The following is a 17,673-nucleotide window of genomic DNA, read 5'->3' on the forward strand; positions in this document are numbered from 1 at the left end:
GTCATGCCTGAACTTCACCGATTCGAAGCGGTGGCCCCGAGTACGGGCCCGGTGGGGACCCCGACCAACGGAAGGTCGCCGGTCGTGGTGCCGCTGAGCGGCGAAGTCGATGCCGCGGCGCTGCGAACCGTGGACGAGCAGCTCGGCGTCGGGATCGAGACGGCTGAGCACGTGCTTGTGGTCGACCTCTCGGAGGTCACGTTCCTCAGCATCAGGGGCGCGGAGGCGCTCGCCGCCGCGCAGTGGCGCGCAGGCGCCGACGGCGTCGAGTTCTGCCTGGTCACAGCTTCGGACGCGGTTGATCGCACCCTTCGGGTTACCCAGCTGGACAAACGGTTCCGGCGATTCCCATCGGTCGCGAGTGCGATCGCACAGATCCATCGTGATCGACCGCTGTCCACGGTTGGTGCCCCCCTCGGCGGGTGGCGCGCGGTCAGCTGACGGGCCGTGGTCCTACGGGAATGGGCCGGACCCGGACGGCTTCTTCGACTGCTATGCGAGTGAACTCACCGACCCGCTGCGTCGACTGGGCGGCTGAGGGGAGAGCTGCGGAACCGGCGGCTCGCTTCTGAACCGCCGATTCCTCGGTGCCTGCGGCCGCCCGGGAGGCCACGGGCCCTGTCCATTGGATGCCCGGACACGCCAAGATCAAACCGAGCGACGGCCCTCACTCGACAGGGGGCTGCTCATCGGCGCGCGTCGCCGTCGTCAAGAGGATGTGGTTGAAGGCCTCGCGGAAGCCCTGTGGCGCGTCGAGCATGCTCGAGATGTCTCGGAGCAGTTGCCGTGCCACCTCGCGTAACTTGACGTTCGTCTCCTGCGAGCGCCAGGTCAGCACCTCGAAAGCGCGCTCGGCCGATATCCCGTAGGCGAGCATCAGCGCGCCCTTGGCCTGCTCGATCGCTCCCCGCGACGATGCGATCTCCGCGACGGCGTCGTCGACGGACTCCTTGATGTCCGATTCGAACGCGTCGGTGACGTCGATGTAGAACCCGAACGTCCCGATCGCGGTGCCGTCCTCGTCGAGGAGTCGATCGCCGACCACCACCACGTGATGGGTTTCGCCTTTCGTGTCGATGATGCGGTGCCTGCTGCTGAAGGGCGCCCCGTGTGCTCGGACGTTGTCGAGGATCGCGGCGACGTGCGATTTGTCGTCGGGATGCTTGTGGGAGAGCATCAGCTCGGTGGTCGGCACGACCGAGCCGGGCTCGTAACCGTGCATCCTGGCCACCGCCGCCGACCACTCCCACGCGTCCTCCGCGACGAGGAATCGGAAACTCCCGACGAGCATGGCCGACTCGCCGCCGACGGGCTCCGTCGTGCTGGACTCCGGTTGCGCCTCGGGCGCGACATCGCTCACAAATCGAGTATGGACCTCATGTCGGCGGCGGCGCCGTACCTCCGGCCGCGACCACGTCGACCAGGGCATCGCAGAAGGCCGGCAGATCACCCGGGCTACGGCTCGAGACCAGGTTGCGGTCCACCACCACCTCACGATCGACGACGGTGCCGCCCGCGTTCGCGATGTCCGTTCTGACGCTGGGATAGGACGTGAGGGTTCGGCCACGCACCACGTCGGCCTCGACGAGCGTCCATGGGCCGTGGCAGATCACGCCAACGGGTCGACCCGCGGACACGAAGTCGCGAACGAAATCCACCGCCGCACGATCCTGCCGAAGATGGTCGGGATTGGTTGTCCCGCCCGGAAGGACGAGTCCGTCGAACTCGGTGATCTTCGCATCCGCGACGCGCAGGTCGACGGGGTATCGCCAGGCCTCGTGCACGTCGTGCTTCATGGCCTGGATCTCGCCTGTGGCGAGGGACAGCAGTGTCACCTGCGCGCCTGCCTCCTCGAGCGCGCGACGCGGCTCGACCAGCTCGACCTCCTCGACACCATCCGTGGCGAGGACGGCGACGCGCTTTCCGGCGAGTTTCGCGGCTCCCATGACTGCCTCCTGTTCCGGTTGCGGTCGTCGGCGTGCCATAGCCGAACTACCCGAGCGGGTGACCGGTGAAACACCTACCCCGATTCGCCACGGGATCCGGGGCGGGCGCAACGTTTGAGCGGGGATCAGGTGCGGTACCCAGGGGCAGCTATCCCGGGAGGATCGATGTTCACAGCGACGACCGGCACTCACCCCACGGCAGCGAGTGCATCAAGGGTTCTCGGTGTCGCACTTGCGGCCGTTGCGATCGCGGTGACCCCCGCATGCGACTCATCCGACGACGCGTCCCTGACGCCCGAGGCGCCGTGGACCGATTCCTACGGCCCCAAGGAACCGACCACGGCCGGTGCACCAGCCGAATCCATGACCGTCACCATCAAGGACTTCAGGTTCACCGTCCCGTCGACCGTGCGCGCGGGCGCCGAGGTCTCCTTGGTGAACGAGGACAACGTCGAGCACTCGGCGACCTCGGATCAGGCGGGAACCTTCGACGAGGAGGTCGACGGAAACGACACGGCCACCTTCCACGCGCCCACGGAGCCGGGGACCTACGCCTTCCATTGCCGCTATCACCCCGAGATGGTGGGCATGCTCGTCGTCGGGTGAGGCCGGGCCGATCTGCCGGATCAGGCCTGTCGATCGTGCTGGTTCTCGGCGATCCAGCCCGCGATCTGGGTTCGCGAGGTGAACCCGAGCTTGGACAGGACGTGTTCGACGTGGCCCTGGGCGGTGCGGGGCGAGATCACCAGCATCGAGGCGATCGCCTTGTTCGTGTGTCCCGCCGCGACCAGCTGTGCCACCTCGGTTTCGCGTGGAGTCAACACAGAGGTGACCGGTGTCGTCCTGGGCTTGTCGGCTCGGCTGTCACCGAGTGCGTAGGCGACGGATTCGTCGAGTTCCATGGCGGTCCCGGTGCGAAATGCTTCGCCGTAGGCCTTGTCCCCGAGTGCGTCGCGGGTGAGTTGCTCGCATTCGTCGTGGATGCCGACCAGGTACGGGAGTGTCACCGTGACGCTTCCTGCCGTCTGCGCGATCGTCTGTGCGGCACCCATCAGGACCCCGGCACGCGTCGGCTGGTGCTCGCGTATTGCGATCCAGGCCAACGACTCCAGGCACCAGCCCGTCATGACCAGGTCCTTGAGCTGCCGGAGGAGCTGCAACGCCTGTACCGTCAGGGTTGCCGACCGATTGATCTCTCCTGCCTGTAGCAGCGTCTGTCCGAGAGCCCATGACGAGTACGCGCGGAAGAAGGACTCACCTCGGGGAGTGGTGATCGCAAGCACCCGCTCTTGGCAGTCGGCGGCCGTCGTCTCGTCTCCGGAAAGTCCACTCGCCGCTGCCAGACCGAGCAGGCCGCCCAGCAGTCGTGTGATCTCATACCCGAATCGACTTGGGTCGTTCCAGGGCGACCGCTCGTTCGCGCTGGCGAGTGCCGCCTGGAACGATTCGACCGCACCGGCGAGGTCGCCGGTGAACAGTGCCCGGTAGCCGCTCGCGTAATCCGCGGTCTCGAGCGACTCCGCGTCTCCCAGCTGTTCCGCGAGCGCACGGCATTGAGCCGCTCGCGTCGCGGCCTGGTCGATTTGTCCCTGCATGCCCGCCGACACGCAGTCGCCGTACAACATCTCCACACGTTCCTCGACCTGCATGGCGTCGGAGCTCGTCAGGGAGCGGCCCATCCAATAGCGGGCCTCCGCCAAAAGGCCTCGGCACGTCCAGAACATGAACATGGCATTGGTGATCCGCGCATTGACATCCGGATCGGTTGCGACGACATCCTCGGTCAGGCTGAACGCCAGTGCGTCCCGCAGGTTTGGCTGTTCCCGATCGAGCCGGGTGATCCAGCGCATCTGCTCGGGGCCGATCCATTCGGACTCGGCCAACTCCACCAGCTGGTCGTACCACGCGAGGTGCCGCCGTTGCGCTATCGGATAGTCGCCGGATTCGCGCAATCTCTCCCTGCCGTAGGCGCGGATCGTCTCGACCATGCCCAGGCGGACGACGTCCCCGACCTGTTCACGGACCAGGATTGACTTGTCGACGAGCGAGGTCACCGCGTCCACGAAATCGTGGGTGACCAGACCTTCGGGACAGATGCCCTCGGCCGCGTCCAGCTCGAAACCGCCCACGAAAACCGACAGCCACGCCCACAGCTTCTGTTCTCGACCCTCGCACAGCTCGTAGCTCCAGTCGACGCACGATCGCAATGTGTGTTGTCGAGATGGTGCGACCCGGGATCCGACGGTCAACAGCTGGTAGCGGTCGGTCAGGCGTTGCAGGATCTGCTCGGCGGTCATCGCGCGGATCCGCACCGCGGCCAGCTCGATGGCCAAGGGAAGTCCGTCCAGCTGGCGGCAGATTCCCGCCACCGCAGCGCAATTTGCCTCGGTGAGCGCGAAGTCAGGCAGAGCGTCGGTGGCCCGTGCGACGAACAGTGCCACCGACTCGTACCGGGGCATCGCCTCGAGTTTCGGGGTCTGCTGCGGTTCGGGCGCCGTCAATGGCGGCACCTTCAGCACCCGCTCACTGTCCACCCCGAGGATCTCGCGGCTCGTGGCCAGGATGCGTAGGTCGGGGCATGCCCGCAACAGGGTCTGCGCCAACTCCGCGACGGGAATCAACAGGTGCTCGCAGTTGTCCAGGACCAACAATGTGTGCCGGGTGGAGAGCTGATCGGTCAGGAGGTGAGTCAACGACCGGCCCGGCTGATCCGGCAGTCCGAGCGCGCCGGCGACGGACTCCGCCAACAACTCGGAATCCTGCAGGTCACCGAGTGCGACGAACCACACCCCGTCGGTGAACGAGCGCCGGGAATCCTCTGCGACCCGCAGTGCCAGCCTGGTCTTGCCGACCCCACCGACGCCGGCCAACGTCACCAACCGTGTGGTCGCCAGCAAGCGCCTCGCCTCGGTGATCTCGTGTCGCCTGCCGATGAAACTGGTCAACTCTGCCGGCAGGTTTCCGGGCTTGTCCTTCACGGAGGTCGTCATCGAACATCATCTCGTTTCACCGTGTGCTGTGATCGACGCTATCCCTGGAAGGCGTAAGACGAAATCGTGGTGGCCACATCGTTGCGTCCATTTTGTCCACTCGTTGGCTCATGCTCGACCCACCGAACGGTTGCCTGGAAATGCACCGAGTGCTCGGGTCACCCGGTGGCGTCGGTGCGGGGGAGGGGCGTGCCCCTCGTCACGAGTTGGTAAGCCGGGTTCAGAGCAGCGGCGTCCCGGACCGAGGCGCCGGCACCCGCGGTGTACCGCTGCGTGGTGTTCATGGACTCGTGCCCGAGCATCCGCATGAGCGTGTAGATGCTGACGTTCTGGTCGGCCATGGCGGTGGCGAAGGTGTGCCGGAGCTGGTGCACGAGGGCGCCCTTCGCGCGGTCGCCATTGATCCCCGCACGGCGATAGGCGCGTTCGACGCGATACTGCAGCGTGCCCCTGGTGATCCGTTGCCCGTCGCCTCCGACGAACATGGGGTCGGCGGCGGTGAATCGCTCCCACGGGGAGACGTCGGCCCGCGGCCTCCGTCGTGCGGTGTCGGGGAACCGCTCCGAGCGGCTGACGAGGTAGTCGCCGAGCACGTCCACGACGGCGGGCTCGACCGTGACCACCCGCTCCTTGTTGCCCTTGCCGTGCACATGGATCACCTTGGCGTGGCCGTCCCCGTCGTCGACCGCGTCGCGCAGGTCCCCGAGGTCCACCGCGATGAGTTCGGCCGAGCGCATCCCGGTCAACAGTCCGGTGAGAATCACCGCGAGATCACGCTCCGGCCAGGCGCGTGCCCCGTTGTCGTCCGCGGACTGCAGTGTTGCGACGAGCCGCTCGACCGAGTCGGCGCGAAACGCCTTGGGAAGGGTCTTCGGGGCCTTGGGGCGCAGCACCGCCGACATCGGGTTGGCGACGATGGCGTCCACCGAGAACAGGAAGTCGCACAGCATGTTCCAGGTCGACCAGCATCGCCTGATCGAGGCGGCCTGGTGCGTCAGCGCGTAGTCGGCGAAGGCCGTTCGCATGGTCGTCTTGTCGAGGGCGGCGAGGGTGAGCTCCGCTGCGCTCACCCCGACGGCGCGCGCGAGGGCATCGGCGATGAGGGTGTAGTCCTGGCGGTACGCCTTGAGCGTGTTCGGTGAGGGTTTCGCGGTGCTGCGATGGATGAGGAACTCCCCGAACCAGGGGGAGAGTCGTTCGTGCCCGCGGCTCCCTTTCGGAAGGAGTTCGTCATCGGGTTCTTGCACCGTCACCATGAGCGGGCACGCTAGCGGGGGACACCGACACCGAGGGGAGTAGGTCCCGTCGCCCCGGGTTCTCCGTGCCGGGCCGAAGGGCCAGGCACGGCGGCGCCGAGTCATCTCCGTGACCTGCGGAACGCCGATCACTCGATAATGTCATAACGCCTGGCGTATCGGCATGGAGTGCCGCGGCGGTGGCCGCTCGTCGATGTCGGGCGCAGGCTGGTTGCCACTCACGTCCTCCAACCACGACGGAGGGGTGGTTCTTCAATCGTGGCGATCATGTGACCGCCTTCCGCCTACCTGGTGGGGTGTCCTTCATTCCCGGGGCAGCAGGGTGCCCAGCGGCCCCAGGTCGATGTTGAGATCCTCGGGACTCAGCCCGAAGTGCTCGCGCAGCTCGCACATGCGCTGCTCGAGGAGCATCAACGTGGTACCGACTCGCTCGATCTGCTCGTCGCTGAGATCGCCCTCGTCGACCCGCCGTAGCGCCTGGCGTTCCATGAGTTGCCTGAGCAGTTCGACGAGCGTGAGCACGAGCGTGACCAGGCCCCGTTCCACCGATTCGGGATCGGCGTCGATCCTTTGCGGCAGCCCGCGCGCACCCCGGGTCCGCTGCGGGTCGGTCATGGGTCACCCCGATCCGAGGCGAGGTGGTCCGGAGGGGGAGCTTGCAGGGCCCGGACCGAGGAGATCAGGGTGCGCAGGGAGATCTGCACCATGTCGATGTCGGCGATCGACAGCGTGACGTCGCCGGCGATCACGACCCCGCCCGCGAGCACGCGGTCGAGCAGGTCCACCAGCGCGACGCGCCGTTCCGGATTTCCGGCCGCCGACGCGGTCATGACGGTTCCTCGTGTACGTCGTCGATCCCGGTGAACGAGTACGGCGGCCACGGACCGGTCAGGTCGAGCCGCAGGCGTTGGTGTGTGTCCTGGAGCGCCGCGACGGCGGCGGCGAACTCGTCTGCGCGGGCACGATCCACCAGGTAGGTGCCGTTGAGAGGCATCCAGGCGCGCGTACCGGCGAGTACCGGTGCCGTTGGGCGCTGCCTGCGACCCCCCGCGGCTATCTGGAGGAGTGCGGAGTGCACGTCGTCGGCCTCGGCCTCGACTGCGCGCTCGATCGATTCCCGGGAGGACAGTGCCGCGCGGCGCCGGGCCAGATACCTGGCGCCTGCGCCGGGACCGCCCGCGTCGGGGGCGTCTTCCGGTGGCGCCGTTGTGTCCGCGACCGCGCGGACTCCCCACTCGGCGCGCCCGGCGATCTGGCGCAGTGCGGCCTCGAAATCGCTTCGGCGTTCGATGAGCAGTGATCGGACCCGATCGTCGTCCGGACAGACGGTCGCGAGTCGAATAGGCACCGTGTCCGCTGTGTCGGCCACGGCGCCGACGACCGCGTCGTGAGCGCGAGCGACCTCCTCCAGCCAGTCGAGGTCCTCGAGATTGTGGCGCAGGGCGGCGTCCCCGAACAGGTCGAGGCCGACGGTTCCGACGACCGCGGTCAGCCCGGCGGCTTCGACGGTGCGGGCCCGCTCGCCCGCGACACCCGTCGGGAGGTCGTCGCCGAGCGGACCGTTTCCGACGACCGTGTACATCCACACGCCCGTGCCCTCATCCGTCACGCTCGTCCTCCGCCGTCTGCCGCGCCGTGCCCTGCTCCGGCAACTCCTGCCGTCGAGACTCGACGGCGGGAACGCTCTCACCCGCATCGAGCGCATCGAGCCGTTCGCGGAGGGCGCGGTTCTCGAGCTCGAGATCGCGACTCGATCCGCTCAACCACGGGTCGTGTTCCCACCAGTCGATTCCGACCGCCTTGGCGGTCTCAAGGGAGGCGATCACCAACCGGAGTTTGATCGTGAGCAGTTCGATGTCGAGGAGGTTGATCTGGATGTCGCCTGCGATCACGATGCCCTTGTCGAGGACCCTTTCGAGGATGTCGCCGAGGTTCGCCGGCTCATGGCCGGAGCCGTATGGCTGCGGACTGGCGGCCCCCCGCCCGGACATGGTCATTGCGACTTCCGCCCCACGTCGCTGCTGCCACGCGCGTAGCGCTGTGTCCTGCTGTACGAGATGAGGTCGCCGTCCAGGGTGAGTTCCACCTCGTACAGCGCGAGGATGTCCGAGGACGTCGGGATGCGCCGGTCCTCCACCACCTCCACCTCGATCAGCCACCCGTCGTCGGTCGGTGCCACCGAGGTGACTCCGACAACCTCGCGTGTGGTGAGCTCGACGAGGTCTCGCACCGCGATCCCAGCGGCTTCGGCAGCGGAGATCGAGGCGGGCTGCGGCGACTCGCGATCGTCGATTTCGCCGTCATCTCCGCGTGGTGCCTTGGTCACGGGTGGTCACTCCTCTCGGGGGAACCGGGTTTCGCGGTCTGCGGGTCGGGATCGGCCGGTTGGCCGGTGACCCGGTTCAGCACGCGCTGCTCGGCCTCCCGCCGCTCGTCGATCGACAGCTCGCCCGCGTCCGCTTCGGCGTCGATGGCCTCGAGCTCCCGCCGTGCTTCGGCGGGGTCGTGGAGTTGCTGCTCGACCTGTTCTTGGATCAGTTCCCCGAGCCTGATCACGCCACGGATCGGCGCGAGTGGCGCGCCGAGTACCGCAGAGATCAGGCCCATGGTCAGTTCTCCGGCTCGGGTTCGGCCTTGAGCACGAAGTCGTACGCCGCCATCGGGCCGAGCACCCGGATCTCCGCGCGGTCCGACCAGTCGCCCGCGATACCGGTCAGGGCCTTCTCGAGGTCGTCCTGTGCTGCGACGTCCAGGAGCAGTGCCACGTGTACCGAATCCAGGTCGTGACTCGGGGGACGCACGTTGACCGCGTGCGCGAGCGGTTCGATCGCTTCGAGCACGGTTCCCGTGTCTGTGTCCCGCTTCGCGTCGAGCGCTCGGCCGATGAGCTCGCCGAGGGCGATGCGGGCGTCGCGGGTGGCATCCTCGGGTTTGTCGCGGATCTCCTCGCGCAGCCGGTCCGCGTCGGCGCTCTCGGACAGAATCTCGCGCAGCATCGCGGTCTCCTCGTAGCGAGCCTTGACGACGTACTGCGCCTGTCCCTCCAACTCGTCGAGCGCGGCGCGGAACTCGTCGTGATGAGGGGAGAGCAGGTCGTCGATCACCGCATCTGAATCAGTCATCACCGACCCGAATCGGAGCGGAAGGACGGGTACGACCCCGGCGGATCCGTCCAACAGCCGGGCGTGCGCCTGGAGGTCGTCCGGCGTGCCGAGCGGGTGGTCCGTCTCGATCTCGCTGACAAGAGCCGCAATGTCGTTGTGGCGCACGATGGTCACCTGACCCGGTGGGTCGCCCACGCCTGCGGCGTCGGGATTCGTCTCGACGTCGGCGGGCACGATGCCGTACACGTACGTTCCGGTTGCCGAGACTGATTCGGCGCCGGTGTCGGAGGACATCATTGCTCCCTTCGCTTCGATGGCCGCTCGGCCTTCTCTTCGCGCCGGTCCTGGACCTCGCCGAGAAAATCCGACACCTTCTCGCCGGCGGCCTCTATCGCGCCTTTCGTCTTGTGCTTGGCGCCGCCTTCGGCGATGTCGCCGACCAAGCCGGGCAGACCGACCGGTTCGCTCTGTGAGATCTCGAGGCGGTTCACCGCCTCCGCGTACCGCAGATACGTGTCGACGCTGGCGACGACGATGCGGGCATCCACGGTCAGTAGTTCGATACCGACGAGCGAGACCCGTACGAACGCGTCGAGAACCAGGCCCTTGTCGAGGATGGTGTCGATGACGTCGGCAAGGCCGGAGGCGCTAGGGCGTTCCAGTCCGCCCCCGCCGCCGGCTCCCTGCGTCGCGATGGTCATTTCTGGGGCTCCCGCTTCTTCTGAGTTCGGCGCGACTTGGGTTGTTCGTCCCGGGTGGTCGATCGACTACTGCGAGACGCCCCGCCGGACGAGGCCTTTCGCTTGGCACCCGTTGAGGAGGGTCGTCGACGGGGTTGCGAGTCGTCGTCGGTGTGGCCCTCGTCCTCATCCTCGTCCTCATCGTCGCGGCCAGACGCCTCGGCGCCTTCGACCACTTCGCTGTCGTGGATCTCGCCGCGCCAGCCCTCCACCTCGTCCGGGTGCAGAGCACTCTGCGTCATCAGGTGGCGCTGAAAGTGCTTCAGTTCGAGTCGAGCCCGACGCCCCTGTGCCCTCCAGAGATTTCCGGTCTTCTCGAAGAACCCCTGAGGGTGGTACTCGAGAATCATGATGATGCGGGTCAGCGAGGGGGCCAGCTCGTGGAAGGTCACCGCCCCGTCGATATAGCCCTTGTCGCCCTTGGAGCGCCAGATGATGTGCTCATCGGGAACCTGCTCGAGGATCGTCGCCTCCCAGGTCCGGCGGGACCAGAAGACCTTCGCCGTCCACGTGAGCTTCTCGTCCTCCTTCTGTTCGACCTGTTCGACCTTCTTCATGAACGAGGGGAAATCACCGAACTGTGTCCACTGGTCGTAGGCCAGCTGGACGGGGACGCCGACGTCGATCTGCTCGACGATGTTGGTCAGCTTGAGTTTCTTGCCGCCCTTGCCCTTGCCTTTGCCGCCGGTGAACGACTCCTTGATGTCCTCGAACTTCTTGCCTGCCAGGTCCTTCACGTTCGCGAGCCCGGCGCTCATCGCCGCGCTGAGCGGAGATTTTCCTTCGGCCAGCTTCTGCGAGCCGGTGACGGCGGCGAGTAGACCGCCCCCTGATCCCTCGGCGTAGTCGGTCAGTCGCTCGGCCGCTCCGCTCACCTTGTCGGTCAGGGTCGAGGCGGCTCTCTCGGTCAGGGTGCCAGCCAGATTCTGCAACGACTCCTGCAGTGGCGAAAGATCCTTGGTTGTGCCGCTCGCGGATCGGCCGGCGTTGCCCACCGTGTCCGCGGTGTTCTTCGCGACCTTTCCTACCTTCTGGGTCGCGCGTTCGACAGATCGGGTCACCGAACTCACCTTCCTGTGCGTCGCACGGGCGCTCGCGCCGGTGTGCCGCTCTCGGATCGCCTGGTGCGCCGCGACGGGGCCGCCGCGGCGTCGCCGTCCGAACGCTTCCGGCTACGTGGACGGGGGCCGGACGACTCGTCCTCGTCCGAGGTGCGGCGACGGCGCGACCTCGGCGATGTGCTGCCGGACCGATCCTCCTCGTCCTCGTCCTCGTCCTCGTCTTCATCGGCATCGGCATCGGCATCCACCTCAGCCGCGTCCTCGGATTCGTCCTCGTATTCTTCGTCGTACTCGTCCTCGGGTTCCTCGTCGTACTCGTCTTCCGGCTCCTCAGCCGGGGACGGCCGCGGCTTCCCCTGGCGCTTCTTCCGCGGTGGCTCCTCGCGATCTTCTTCGTCTTGATCCTCGGCTGCAGGGCCGTGTAGTTGCAGGCGGTCGCTCAGCGCATCGATCCGGTTGGCCGCGGCTGTCGCGGCAGCCGCGCGGGCCGCGCTGACCAGGTCGCCCCGGACGGACTCGCCCATCTTCCCCAGGTCTGCCGACGATCCGAGCGCACCAACGGCCTGTTGCACGAGTTCGCGCGGCGTTCCCGGCAATCGCCCGGTCAGGCCACCGCCCGCCAGCATCAGTGCAAGCTTCATCTTGCGCGTGCGTCCCAGGATGTACCCGGCGCCAACGCCCAAACCCAAGGCCATCTTCGTTCCGGACTTCATGGTCGATTTCTCCTCGCAGGTGACGTCCCGCGATGTGGGTGCTCGCGTTCGGTCGGTTGCATCTCAAGTTCGCGGACTTGAAGTGGCCTACCCGGAGGTGAGGGCTCGGAAACGCGATTTGCCCACCTTTTCGGATTCGGGAACTCGGCTCAGTCACGCCGTCGCTGATCGGGGCCTGCCGGTCGCGGGGCCGGACCGGTGATGGAGCGAACGATGCACCTTCTCCTGAACGTGTACCGGATGGTCTTCATGTTCATCAGACCTTTGTGAGCATTCTTCGAACCGTGGATCAGTTCATCGAGTTTCACGAGTATCGCGTTCGATTCCGAGCTCGTGGTGTGCTGCACGACAAAGAGTATGAAAACGGTGACGAACGCGGCGGCCGTCGCGACGAGTGGACCGTGTAGCTGCATTCCGCTCAGATACCCGCTGGTACGGACGGCCAACCGGCATGGAACGCGGTCCTGGCGCGACCGTAAGGGAAGGGCATCCGAGGACATCGGTCGACCGAGCCGACGAACCGCACGCACCGTGGTTCAGGCGAGGCGCTGTTAGGTATACAGGTCGACTCCACTGTGCTAGGAATGAAAGAGGTTGAGATGACAGCCGACGCGGTTCGTATCCCTGTCTGGGTTCACTGAGTTTCCGCTTCCCCCAATTTTTGAGGTGCGGACGTCGGCGCGAACCGATCCCTTTCCCTTTGGGAGGTTCAGTCATGGTCGCAATCGCCTCACTCGAGCGCCGCTACCTTGGATCTAGTCTCGGGCAGCCGCGCCACCGGGTGTCGGAGGAGACCGCACGATTAGTCAGCTGTCACACCGCCGTGGTGACGGTAGAGGGTGACCTCGATGCCGCGCTGCTGCCGGAGTTCCAGTTGCTACTCGACCGTGCCCTCACCATCAGTTCTCACGCCGTGGTGATAGACCTGTCCGCGGTGCAATTCCTCAGCGCGGAGGCCGCATCAACCCTCGGGCCGGCGCAGGAACGGGCGGCGGGCAACCGCCTCGAGCTCAGCGTCATCGCAGGCTCTCGAGCGGTCGAACGAGCGCTCGAGATCACCGGGATGCGGGCGCTCACGCGGCCAGGCGGCCCATCGACGGGTATCCCCGCGCCAGTAGCGCTACCGAGCTAGTCGGTTCCCATGAGGGCGAGGACACGACATGTTGTGCGCCGGGGTCATGTCGTGCCCCTCGTGAGGAGGATGTGGTCGAACTGGCTACGCACATTGTTGGGAAGGTCCACGGCGGTGGGCAGCGCACTGACGAGCTGTTCGGCGATGACGCGGAGCTTGACATTCGATTCCTGCGAGCACCAGGTGAGCACCTCGAATGCGCGGTCGGCGTCGACGCCGTAGATCACCATCAAGGCGCCCTTTGCCTGCTCGATTACGGCGCGGGACTCGACGAGTTCGGGCAATCGTTCGGCGATGGTGCGGTCGATATCGCGGTGAACTGAGTTGGTGACGTCGATGTAGAAGCCGGATGTCCCGATCACCTGCCCATCGACCATGATGCGCTGGCCGACGACCACCACATGGCGGACATTGCCGTCGGTGTCGATGATCCGGTGCCTGCTGCTGAAAGGCTCGCCTTCGTGAAGTACCCGCCGCAGTAGATCCGCGACACCATCGCGGTCTTCTGGATGCTTGTGCTCGAGCAGCAGCTCGGTCGTGGGGAAGACCTCACCGGGTTCGTAGCCGTGCATGCGGGCGACGGCGTCTGACCACTCCCACCGTTCGCCGTTGAAGTAGAAGCGAAAACTGCCGACTCGTTCGAGCCGGCCCGACATGAGTACCTCCCGGTAATCGTCGTCAGCCGTCGTCACACATCAAGTCTGGCACCGATCGTGGAGCCTATCCAGTACGCAGGGTTCCGGGCGCCGGTGCTCAGGTTCGAGGGCGGTTCAGCAGGTCGGCCGGGTTTGGCTTCGGGTGTAGCGGGTACGCGCACCGCATGCGAAGTCTCTGGATGGGTTTGGTGATAGGAGCGGTCACGGGCGCTGCCATCGGGGCCGCGGCGGACGGGCTGCGTAACGCGGGAGTGGCGGTCGCGCGCACCGGCAGGTCGATCCATGACCACGTGCCTGATCTGCATGCGGCCGAGATCGCGGGCAAGGCTCAGGAGACTGCGCAGCGAGTGGCGCAGTCGCCGATGGGGGAGGCGACCAAGCACGCGGGGAGGGCGATCGCGGTCACCGCACGCGAAGGCGAGCGTCGCGCCGAGAAGTTCGCGCAGGACCACCTCGCGCACTCGCACGAGCCGGGTACCGAACGCGATCACTGACCCGAGCCCCAGCAGTGTGGCGGCGCCGGCGCGGTGGTCTGTCCGAATCTGTTCGCCATCGCGTGGGCGGGTCAGGGGTAGTTTGAGACGGCACCCCGGGGGAATCCAGAGCGCATGAGAAGAATGGCAGGATTGACCCTCGTCGGGGCCAGTGTGTTCGCATTCGCGGGATGCGGCTCCGAGGATGAGGGAAACGATTCCCATGACGGCGCCGGTAGTGCCGTCACCACCGCCGAATCCGCGATCGACGAGGCCAAGCTCACCGCCTTCGTTGCGGCGTTTCGCACCGGATATTCGGAACTTGCCGAAGACCGCAGCGACGAGGACATCGAGAAGATCGTCACCGAGTCCTGCAGCCACCTCGCGGCAGGGGCGGACAAACAAGCGGTGACCGTCGAGATCGAGACACTGGCGGCGAACGACGGCACCAAGCCGACGCCCGAACAGGCGGAGAATATCTACAACCTGGTTGCGCCGGCCTTCCCCTGACGGGCCGGCATCGCCGGCTCCGATATCGGATGACGTGCGGGAAGCGGTCTCGCGCGTCGAACTCTACGGATGGTGTTCGCCATGATCGTGCTCGGTTTGATTTTGTTGCTCGTCGGATTCCTCACCGGTATCTCGATTCTGTGGACGATCGGAATCGTCCTGATCGTTGTCGGTGCGATCCTCTGGATCCTGGGCGCGAGCGGTCGCGCTGTGGGTGGGCGGAAACATTGGTACTGATCACTACAGACTTTGATCGCTCGGCTCCCCGCCAGCTCGGCTCCTCATGGAATGCCACCTCATTCGCGTGGCGCGCCGGCCCTCATCGCGAACTCGACGATGAGTAGGTGGGCCTGATCCGGCTCCACGGCGCTGTCGTGCCACATGGTCAGGTCCTCGGCGAGAGTGCTCAGCACGTGCCAGCTGAAGCCCCGTTCCGCCCACTCGGAGACGTCCCCGGGTCGACGGGGGTACTCGCGCGGAACCCGATCCCGTTCTCGGTCAGAGCGAACCGGCAATCGAGTACGGCCCCGGGGAGGGCGCGGCGGATCAGCCGTGTGCATGATTCGTCCACCGCCAGGGTCAGGTCGGCGATCGCGTCGGGATCGAAATCACGCTGCGCGGCGACGGCACCCGCCACCGCGCGGATCACGGCGAGCTGATCGGGTTCGGCAGGAACTGTGATCTCGATCGTCGCGTTCCCTCGCGCGACGTCGTCCTCGTCGAGAACGGTTTCGGACGACTGGCTCATGGTTCCGGGGTGGACGCGAAGGCGATGTGGCCCCCGAGGGCGCCGCTGGCCGCGGCGGCCGCCAGTCCCGCCCAGCTCCACGCCTCGGCGCGCACGCTCGGTCCTCGCTTGCGGAGTCGGAAGGAGACGAGCATCGCCGAGGCCGCCATCGTGTTTCCGACGGCGTGAACCAATCCGGCACGACGGTCGGTGTCGTCGCGCACCGCCCAATCGGCCCACCCCGTCGCGACCGCGAGCGGCGCGCCGGCCAACCCGAGCCCGATCAGGCGCCGCGCCGCGCGGTGATCACGCAGCACGGTCTCGAGGACCACCGCCGCCGTCCAGGCGCCGACAGGGACGGTGACCGCCATCGGGTGGACGGGATGGCCCAGCCAGGACCCGCGCAACAGCCCGGCCGCGGGACCGTTGTCGAGGATGCCCCCGACCCGCTGTTGTAGGGGCACGCTGATCCGATCCAGCGCGTCGACCGACTCGGGGACGCCGAGGAGTTCACGAACGTTCATGACCAACCGCCGTCCCGTTCACGTGTGCCGGGGAGTGATCGCAGGGTGCGCCGCGCTTCCCACCCGTCCGAGCACCAGGCCCACCGCGACCATCGCGGCGCCGAGCCCGAGGTGTAGCCAGTTGTCCGCAGAGTTGACCGGGATGAAGTTGGCGGTGCTGTGCTGATCGACGACCAGGCCGTAGACCCACAGCACGAGGTAGATGACGCCGCCCCCGACGAGGTACAGCCGCGCGGCGGCGGCAGTGCGCGCCATCGCAATACCTGCGACGCCGAAGAGGAGATGCACGACGTTGTGCAGGACCGAGACGGAGAACGTGCCGAACAGGGCCGCCCCGGACTCGTGCCCGGCAAACTCGAGTTCGTCGTAGTTTGTCGTGATTCCCGGCACGAATCCGAGGATCCCGACTGCGAGGAACACCAGCCCGACCACGAGCGCGGCGACCTGAATCGGGGTTCGCGTGGCGGTGGGCTCTTGTGGTTGCGATTGCATCGGATTGCCTCCAGTCTCTCGATGCCTGAAGCGATACCCGCGGATCGCGACCGGCAAACCGTGCGCCACGAGTCACTGGTGATCAGCCCGCCAGCACCGTCGCAGAGATGCCGAGATAGAGCAGCATCGCGATGAACAGCGTCCAGCCGGCGCCGTGCCAGATAGGCCAGGTGCCACCTGCGCGCCACACCCGGTAGGTCTGCACGAACGCGCCGATCCCGCCGAGCAGGAGAATCGACGTCGGAACGAGGGCCAGTACGAGGCGTGGTGCGGTGGTACATGCGAGGACGGTGTCCGCAACGCAATCGTCGGGGCGAGCGATCACCGCCCATCCCACCGCGGCCGCCATCACCGCGAGCGCGAGAACGATCACGGCGAGGGCGTAGCGGCTCGCGGCGCGCAGGGCTCGTGGGTCGTTCCAGCGCTTCTCGACATCGTCGGTCATGCGTGACGTCCCCTCGGTGCGGTGCGGACCCACCCGATCAGGATGCCCGCGCCCGCGCTTCTCGAAACTGCGCGTTTACGAGCAGGGTGCACTTCGAATCGGTGGTGAGGAGTACGCGGAGGACAACGGGACCGGGGGAGTGGCCACCCTGCTTCGCGACATGTCATGGTGTGAGGCGCCGAGGTGTTGCTCGACTTCCCGGCAAAGGGCGGCATCCGTGTGTGAACGACGGACAGGCTTGTGCCCCGGTCACTCGATCGGTGCATGCGGGCGATGCGGATCGGTTGCAGCCGTGGCGCCGAGTCGCGGAGTCGCGAAGAAGACGACGAGCATCGCCACGCCCAGCCCCAAGTGCAGCCAGTCGTCGGCCGGGTTGGTCGGCAGGACGTCGGCTCCGGTCCCGTCGTCGGCGATCAGGCCGTAGATCCACAACACCAGATAGCCGATACCGCCGAGCACCAGGAAGAGTGCCGATGCGGCCACCGAACGGGACGCGGCCACGCCGGCCGCGCCGAACACCATATGCACGACGTTGTGCAGGATCGACACCTCGAACATGCCGAACAGCAGGGCATGCGAATCGTGCGCGACAGCCAGCGTGTCGTAGCCGGTGGTCAGACCCGGCACGAAGCCGAGCGCGCCGACGATCACGAAGACGAGGCCGATCAGACCGGCCGCCATCTGCACCGGCTCGGTGTTGCTCGCGCCAAGAAGTCGCTTCATCGCCGTTCTCCTCTACTGCTACCGAGGGCCGCTGCCTCGGCCGCGCACCCCGAGTACCCACCCACGTGGGGGCACACACCCGATTGCCCTACGCGGCTGGGGGAGAGGCAGTTCGCCGCGCCGTGACATGCGAAGTCTGCACCTGCATCTGCGTCCGCATGACGATGGCGGGGGCCGAGCC

The 17,673-nt window shown here is 66.8% G+C and carries 27 protein-coding genes; 6 read left to right on the plus strand and 21 right to left on the minus strand.

Going from position 1 to position 17,673, the window contains the following annotated elements; genetic code table 11:
• The first annotated feature begins 3 nt into the window (after positions 1 to 3).
• Positions 4 to 441 carry an STAS domain-containing protein gene (locus RM1_RS02100; RefSeq protein WP_143069413.1) on the plus strand — a complete coding sequence of 146 codons (438 nt, stop codon included), beginning with the start codon at positions 4 to 6 and terminating at the stop codon, positions 439 to 441.
• Between the two features lie 226 nt (positions 442 to 667).
• Here the strand turns inward: RM1_RS02100 and RM1_RS02105 are convergent, their stop codons facing one another.
• Entirely contained in the window at positions 668 to 1,291 is a 624-nt protein-coding gene (locus RM1_RS02105) for a PAS and ANTAR domain-containing protein (protein ID WP_072749903.1), read from the minus strand.
• Between the two features lie 85 nt (positions 1,292 to 1,376).
• Complete coding sequence (locus tag RM1_RS02110) at positions 1,377 to 1,946, minus strand: type 1 glutamine amidotransferase domain-containing protein (protein WP_072749788.1); 570 nt, start codon at positions 1,944 to 1,946, stop codon at positions 1,377 to 1,379.
• Between the two features lie 165 nt (positions 1,947 to 2,111).
• On the opposite strand from RM1_RS02110, the gene RM1_RS02115 reads away from it, so the two are divergent.
• The gene (locus tag RM1_RS02115; protein WP_072749789.1) at positions 2,112 to 2,552 is read left to right on the plus strand and encodes a cupredoxin domain-containing protein; all 441 of its coding nucleotides are present in this window, start codon (positions 2,112 to 2,114) and stop codon (positions 2,550 to 2,552) included.
• Positions 2,553 to 2,572: 20 nt separating this feature from the next.
• On the opposite strand, the gene RM1_RS02120 is transcribed toward RM1_RS02115, so the two are convergent.
• The 13 genes from RM1_RS02120 to RM1_RS27135 form a co-directional block, all read right to left on the minus strand.
• Complete coding sequence (locus tag RM1_RS02120; protein WP_072749790.1) at positions 2,573 to 4,936, minus strand: ATP-binding protein; 2,364 nt, start codon at positions 4,934 to 4,936, stop codon at positions 2,573 to 2,575.
• A gap of 158 nt (positions 4,937 to 5,094) precedes the next feature.
• Positions 5,095 to 6,192 (minus strand): tyrosine-type recombinase/integrase, encoded by a 1,098-nt coding sequence (locus tag RM1_RS02125; RefSeq protein ID WP_072749791.1) that lies wholly within the window; start codon positions 6,190 to 6,192, stop codon positions 5,095 to 5,097.
• A 303-nt stretch (positions 6,193 to 6,495) separates the two neighbouring features.
• Entirely contained in the window at positions 6,496 to 6,807 is a 312-nt protein-coding gene (locus RM1_RS02130) for a gas vesicle protein K (protein ID WP_072749792.1), read from the minus strand.
• A complete protein-coding gene (locus tag RM1_RS02135) occupies positions 6,804 to 7,022 on the minus strand; it encodes a gas vesicle protein (protein ID WP_072749793.1) in 219 nt (72 codons plus the stop codon). The genes RM1_RS02130 and RM1_RS02135 overlap by 4 nt, the downstream gene beginning before the upstream one ends.
• Positions 7,019 to 7,774, minus strand: coding sequence for a GvpL/GvpF family gas vesicle protein (locus RM1_RS02140; protein ID WP_072749794.1), 756 nt, complete (start codon positions 7,772 to 7,774; stop codon positions 7,019 to 7,021). Before RM1_RS02140 ends, RM1_RS02135 begins: the two co-directional genes overlap by 4 nt.
• Before the next feature lie 16 nt (positions 7,775 to 7,790).
• The gene (locus RM1_RS02145; protein ID WP_072749795.1) at positions 7,791 to 8,189 is read right to left on the minus strand and encodes a gas vesicle protein; all 399 of its coding nucleotides are present in this window, start codon (positions 8,187 to 8,189) and stop codon (positions 7,791 to 7,793) included.
• Positions 8,186 to 8,518: a gas vesicle protein GvpO gene (locus tag RM1_RS02150; protein ID WP_245815937.1), complete on the minus strand. Its 333-nt coding sequence runs from the start codon at positions 8,516 to 8,518 to the stop codon at positions 8,186 to 8,188. Before RM1_RS02150 ends, RM1_RS02145 begins: the two co-directional genes overlap by 4 nt.
• The gene (locus RM1_RS02155) at positions 8,515 to 8,799 is read right to left on the minus strand and encodes a gas vesicle protein GvpG (protein WP_072749796.1); all 285 of its coding nucleotides are present in this window, start codon (positions 8,797 to 8,799) and stop codon (positions 8,515 to 8,517) included. The genes RM1_RS02150 and RM1_RS02155 overlap by 4 nt, the downstream gene beginning before the upstream one ends.
• Before the next feature lie 2 nt (positions 8,800 to 8,801).
• Positions 8,802 to 9,590: a GvpL/GvpF family gas vesicle protein gene (locus RM1_RS02160; RefSeq protein ID WP_072749905.1), complete on the minus strand. Its 789-nt coding sequence runs from the start codon at positions 9,588 to 9,590 to the stop codon at positions 8,802 to 8,804.
• The gene (gvpJ, locus tag RM1_RS02165; protein WP_072749797.1) at positions 9,590 to 9,997 is read right to left on the minus strand and encodes a gas vesicle protein GvpJ; all 408 of its coding nucleotides are present in this window, start codon (positions 9,995 to 9,997) and stop codon (positions 9,590 to 9,592) included. The genes RM1_RS02160 and gvpJ overlap by 1 nt, the downstream gene beginning before the upstream one ends.
• Positions 9,994 to 11,097 (minus strand): SRPBCC family protein, encoded by a 1,104-nt coding sequence (locus RM1_RS02170; RefSeq protein WP_083576462.1) that lies wholly within the window; start codon positions 11,095 to 11,097, stop codon positions 9,994 to 9,996. Before RM1_RS02170 ends, gvpJ begins: the two co-directional genes overlap by 4 nt.
• A gap of 5 nt (positions 11,098 to 11,102) precedes the next feature.
• The gene (locus RM1_RS26535; protein WP_072749799.1) at positions 11,103 to 11,810 is read right to left on the minus strand and encodes a hypothetical protein; all 708 of its coding nucleotides are present in this window, start codon (positions 11,808 to 11,810) and stop codon (positions 11,103 to 11,105) included.
• A gap of 149 nt (positions 11,811 to 11,959) precedes the next feature.
• Complete coding sequence (locus RM1_RS27135) at positions 11,960 to 12,310, minus strand: low affinity iron permease family protein (protein WP_083576464.1); 351 nt, start codon at positions 12,308 to 12,310, stop codon at positions 11,960 to 11,962.
• Between the two features lie 326 nt (positions 12,311 to 12,636).
• On the opposite strand from RM1_RS27135, the gene RM1_RS02185 reads away from it, so the two are divergent.
• A complete protein-coding gene (locus tag RM1_RS02185; RefSeq protein WP_169922274.1) occupies positions 12,637 to 12,942 on the plus strand; it encodes an STAS domain-containing protein in 306 nt (101 codons plus the stop codon).
• Positions 12,943 to 12,986: 44 nt separating this feature from the next.
• Here the strand turns inward: RM1_RS02185 and RM1_RS02190 are convergent, their stop codons facing one another.
• The gene (locus tag RM1_RS02190) at positions 12,987 to 13,598 is read right to left on the minus strand and encodes a PAS and ANTAR domain-containing protein (RefSeq protein WP_072749906.1); all 612 of its coding nucleotides are present in this window, start codon (positions 13,596 to 13,598) and stop codon (positions 12,987 to 12,989) included.
• A gap of 179 nt (positions 13,599 to 13,777) precedes the next feature.
• Here RM1_RS02190 and RM1_RS02195 point away from each other — a divergent pair, with 179 nt between their 5' ends.
• From RM1_RS02195 to RM1_RS26315, 3 genes are all read left to right on the plus strand, one after another.
• Positions 13,778 to 14,092 carry a hypothetical protein gene (locus RM1_RS02195; protein WP_143069412.1) on the plus strand — a complete coding sequence of 105 codons (315 nt, stop codon included), beginning with the start codon at positions 13,778 to 13,780 and terminating at the stop codon, positions 14,090 to 14,092.
• Positions 14,093 to 14,215: 123 nt separating this feature from the next.
• Positions 14,216 to 14,581 (plus strand): hypothetical protein, encoded by a 366-nt coding sequence (locus tag RM1_RS02200; RefSeq protein ID WP_092667770.1) that lies wholly within the window; start codon positions 14,216 to 14,218, stop codon positions 14,579 to 14,581.
• Between the two features lie 81 nt (positions 14,582 to 14,662).
• A complete protein-coding gene (locus tag RM1_RS26315) occupies positions 14,663 to 14,818 on the plus strand; it encodes a DUF6131 family protein (protein WP_092667777.1) in 156 nt (51 codons plus the stop codon).
• A gap of 169 nt (positions 14,819 to 14,987) precedes the next feature.
• Here RM1_RS26315 and RM1_RS02205 read toward each other — a convergent pair whose 3' ends face one another.
• From RM1_RS02205 to RM1_RS02225, 5 genes are all read right to left on the minus strand, one after another.
• Positions 14,988 to 15,329, minus strand: coding sequence for an ATP-binding protein (locus RM1_RS02205; protein WP_083576466.1), 342 nt, complete (start codon positions 15,327 to 15,329; stop codon positions 14,988 to 14,990).
• Entirely contained in the window at positions 15,326 to 15,832 is a 507-nt protein-coding gene (locus RM1_RS02210; protein WP_072749803.1) for a DUF2231 domain-containing protein, read from the minus strand. Before RM1_RS02210 ends, RM1_RS02205 begins: the two co-directional genes overlap by 4 nt.
• 18 nt (positions 15,833 to 15,850) lie before the next feature.
• Positions 15,851 to 16,324: a DUF4383 domain-containing protein gene (locus RM1_RS02215; protein ID WP_072749804.1), complete on the minus strand. Its 474-nt coding sequence runs from the start codon at positions 16,322 to 16,324 to the stop codon at positions 15,851 to 15,853.
• 82 nt (positions 16,325 to 16,406) lie between these two features.
• A complete protein-coding gene (locus RM1_RS02220; protein ID WP_072749805.1) occupies positions 16,407 to 16,769 on the minus strand; it encodes a hypothetical protein in 363 nt (120 codons plus the stop codon).
• A gap of 249 nt (positions 16,770 to 17,018) precedes the next feature.
• Positions 17,019 to 17,492: a DUF4383 domain-containing protein gene (locus RM1_RS02225; RefSeq protein ID WP_072749806.1), complete on the minus strand. Its 474-nt coding sequence runs from the start codon at positions 17,490 to 17,492 to the stop codon at positions 17,019 to 17,021.
• Between the last annotated feature and the right edge of the window lie 181 nt (positions 17,493 to 17,673).

The organism is Rhodococcus maanshanensis NBRC 100610 (assembly GCF_001894865.1).
Lineage (GTDB): Bacteria > Actinomycetota > Actinomycetes > Mycobacteriales > Mycobacteriaceae > Rhodococcus_G > Rhodococcus_G maanshanensis.

Excerpts from the sequence above, each read along its gene's own strand:
- RM1_RS02100 (WP_143069413.1), top strand. The coding sequence starts at position 4 with ATGCCTGAACTTCACCGATTCGAAGCGGTGGCCCCGAGTACGGGCCCG.
- RM1_RS02105 (WP_072749903.1), bottom strand. The coding sequence starts at position 1,291 with ATGCTCGTCGGGAGTTTCCGATTCCTCGTCGCGGAGGACGCGTGGGAG.
- RM1_RS02110 (WP_072749788.1), bottom strand. The coding sequence starts at position 1,946 with ATGGGAGCCGCGAAACTCGCCGGAAAGCGCGTCGCCGTCCTCGCCACG.
- RM1_RS02115 (WP_072749789.1), top strand. The coding sequence starts at position 2,112 with ATGTTCACAGCGACGACCGGCACTCACCCCACGGCAGCGAGTGCATCA.
- RM1_RS02120 (WP_072749790.1), bottom strand. The coding sequence starts at position 4,936 with ATGACGACCTCCGTGAAGGACAAGCCCGGAAACCTGCCGGCAGAGTTG.
- RM1_RS02125 (WP_072749791.1), bottom strand. The coding sequence starts at position 6,192 with ATGGTGACGGTGCAAGAACCCGATGACGAACTCCTTCCGAAAGGGAGC.
- RM1_RS02130 (WP_072749792.1), bottom strand. The coding sequence starts at position 6,807 with ATGACCGACCCGCAGCGGACCCGGGGTGCGCGCGGGCTGCCGCAAAGG.
- RM1_RS02135 (WP_072749793.1), bottom strand. The coding sequence starts at position 7,022 with ATGACCGCGTCGGCGGCCGGAAATCCGGAACGGCGCGTCGCGCTGGTG.
- RM1_RS02140 (WP_072749794.1), bottom strand. The coding sequence starts at position 7,774 with ATGTACACGGTCGTCGGAAACGGTCCGCTCGGCGACGACCTCCCGACG.
- RM1_RS02145 (WP_072749795.1), bottom strand. The coding sequence starts at position 8,189 with ATGACCATGTCCGGGCGGGGGGCCGCCAGTCCGCAGCCATACGGCTCC.
- RM1_RS02155 (WP_072749796.1), bottom strand. The coding sequence starts at position 8,799 with ATGGGCCTGATCTCTGCGGTACTCGGCGCGCCACTCGCGCCGATCCGT.
- RM1_RS02160 (WP_072749905.1), bottom strand. The coding sequence starts at position 9,590 with ATGTCCTCCGACACCGGCGCCGAATCAGTCTCGGCAACCGGAACGTAC.
- gvpJ (WP_072749797.1), bottom strand. The coding sequence starts at position 9,997 with ATGACCATCGCGACGCAGGGAGCCGGCGGCGGGGGCGGACTGGAACGC.
- RM1_RS26535 (WP_072749799.1), bottom strand. The coding sequence starts at position 11,810 with ATGAAGTCCGGAACGAAGATGGCCTTGGGTTTGGGCGTTGGCGCCGGG.
- RM1_RS27135 (WP_083576464.1), bottom strand. The coding sequence starts at position 12,310 with ATGTCCTCGGATGCCCTTCCCTTACGGTCGCGCCAGGACCGCGTTCCA.
- RM1_RS02190 (WP_072749906.1), bottom strand. The coding sequence starts at position 13,598 with ATGTCGGGCCGGCTCGAACGAGTCGGCAGTTTTCGCTTCTACTTCAAC.
- RM1_RS02195 (WP_143069412.1), top strand. The coding sequence starts at position 13,778 with ATGGGTTTGGTGATAGGAGCGGTCACGGGCGCTGCCATCGGGGCCGCG.
- RM1_RS02200 (WP_092667770.1), top strand. The coding sequence starts at position 14,216 with ATGGCAGGATTGACCCTCGTCGGGGCCAGTGTGTTCGCATTCGCGGGA.
- RM1_RS26315 (WP_092667777.1), top strand. The coding sequence starts at position 14,663 with ATGATCGTGCTCGGTTTGATTTTGTTGCTCGTCGGATTCCTCACCGGT.
- RM1_RS02205 (WP_083576466.1), bottom strand. The coding sequence starts at position 15,329 with ATGAGCCAGTCGTCCGAAACCGTTCTCGACGAGGACGACGTCGCGCGA.
- RM1_RS02210 (WP_072749803.1), bottom strand. The coding sequence starts at position 15,832 with ATGAACGTTCGTGAACTCCTCGGCGTCCCCGAGTCGGTCGACGCGCTG.
- RM1_RS02215 (WP_072749804.1), bottom strand. The coding sequence starts at position 16,324 with ATGCAATCGCAACCACAAGAGCCCACCGCCACGCGAACCCCGATTCAG.
- RM1_RS02220 (WP_072749805.1), bottom strand. The coding sequence starts at position 16,769 with ATGACCGACGATGTCGAGAAGCGCTGGAACGACCCACGAGCCCTGCGC.
- RM1_RS02225 (WP_072749806.1), bottom strand. The coding sequence starts at position 17,492 with ATGAAGCGACTTCTTGGCGCGAGCAACACCGAGCCGGTGCAGATGGCG.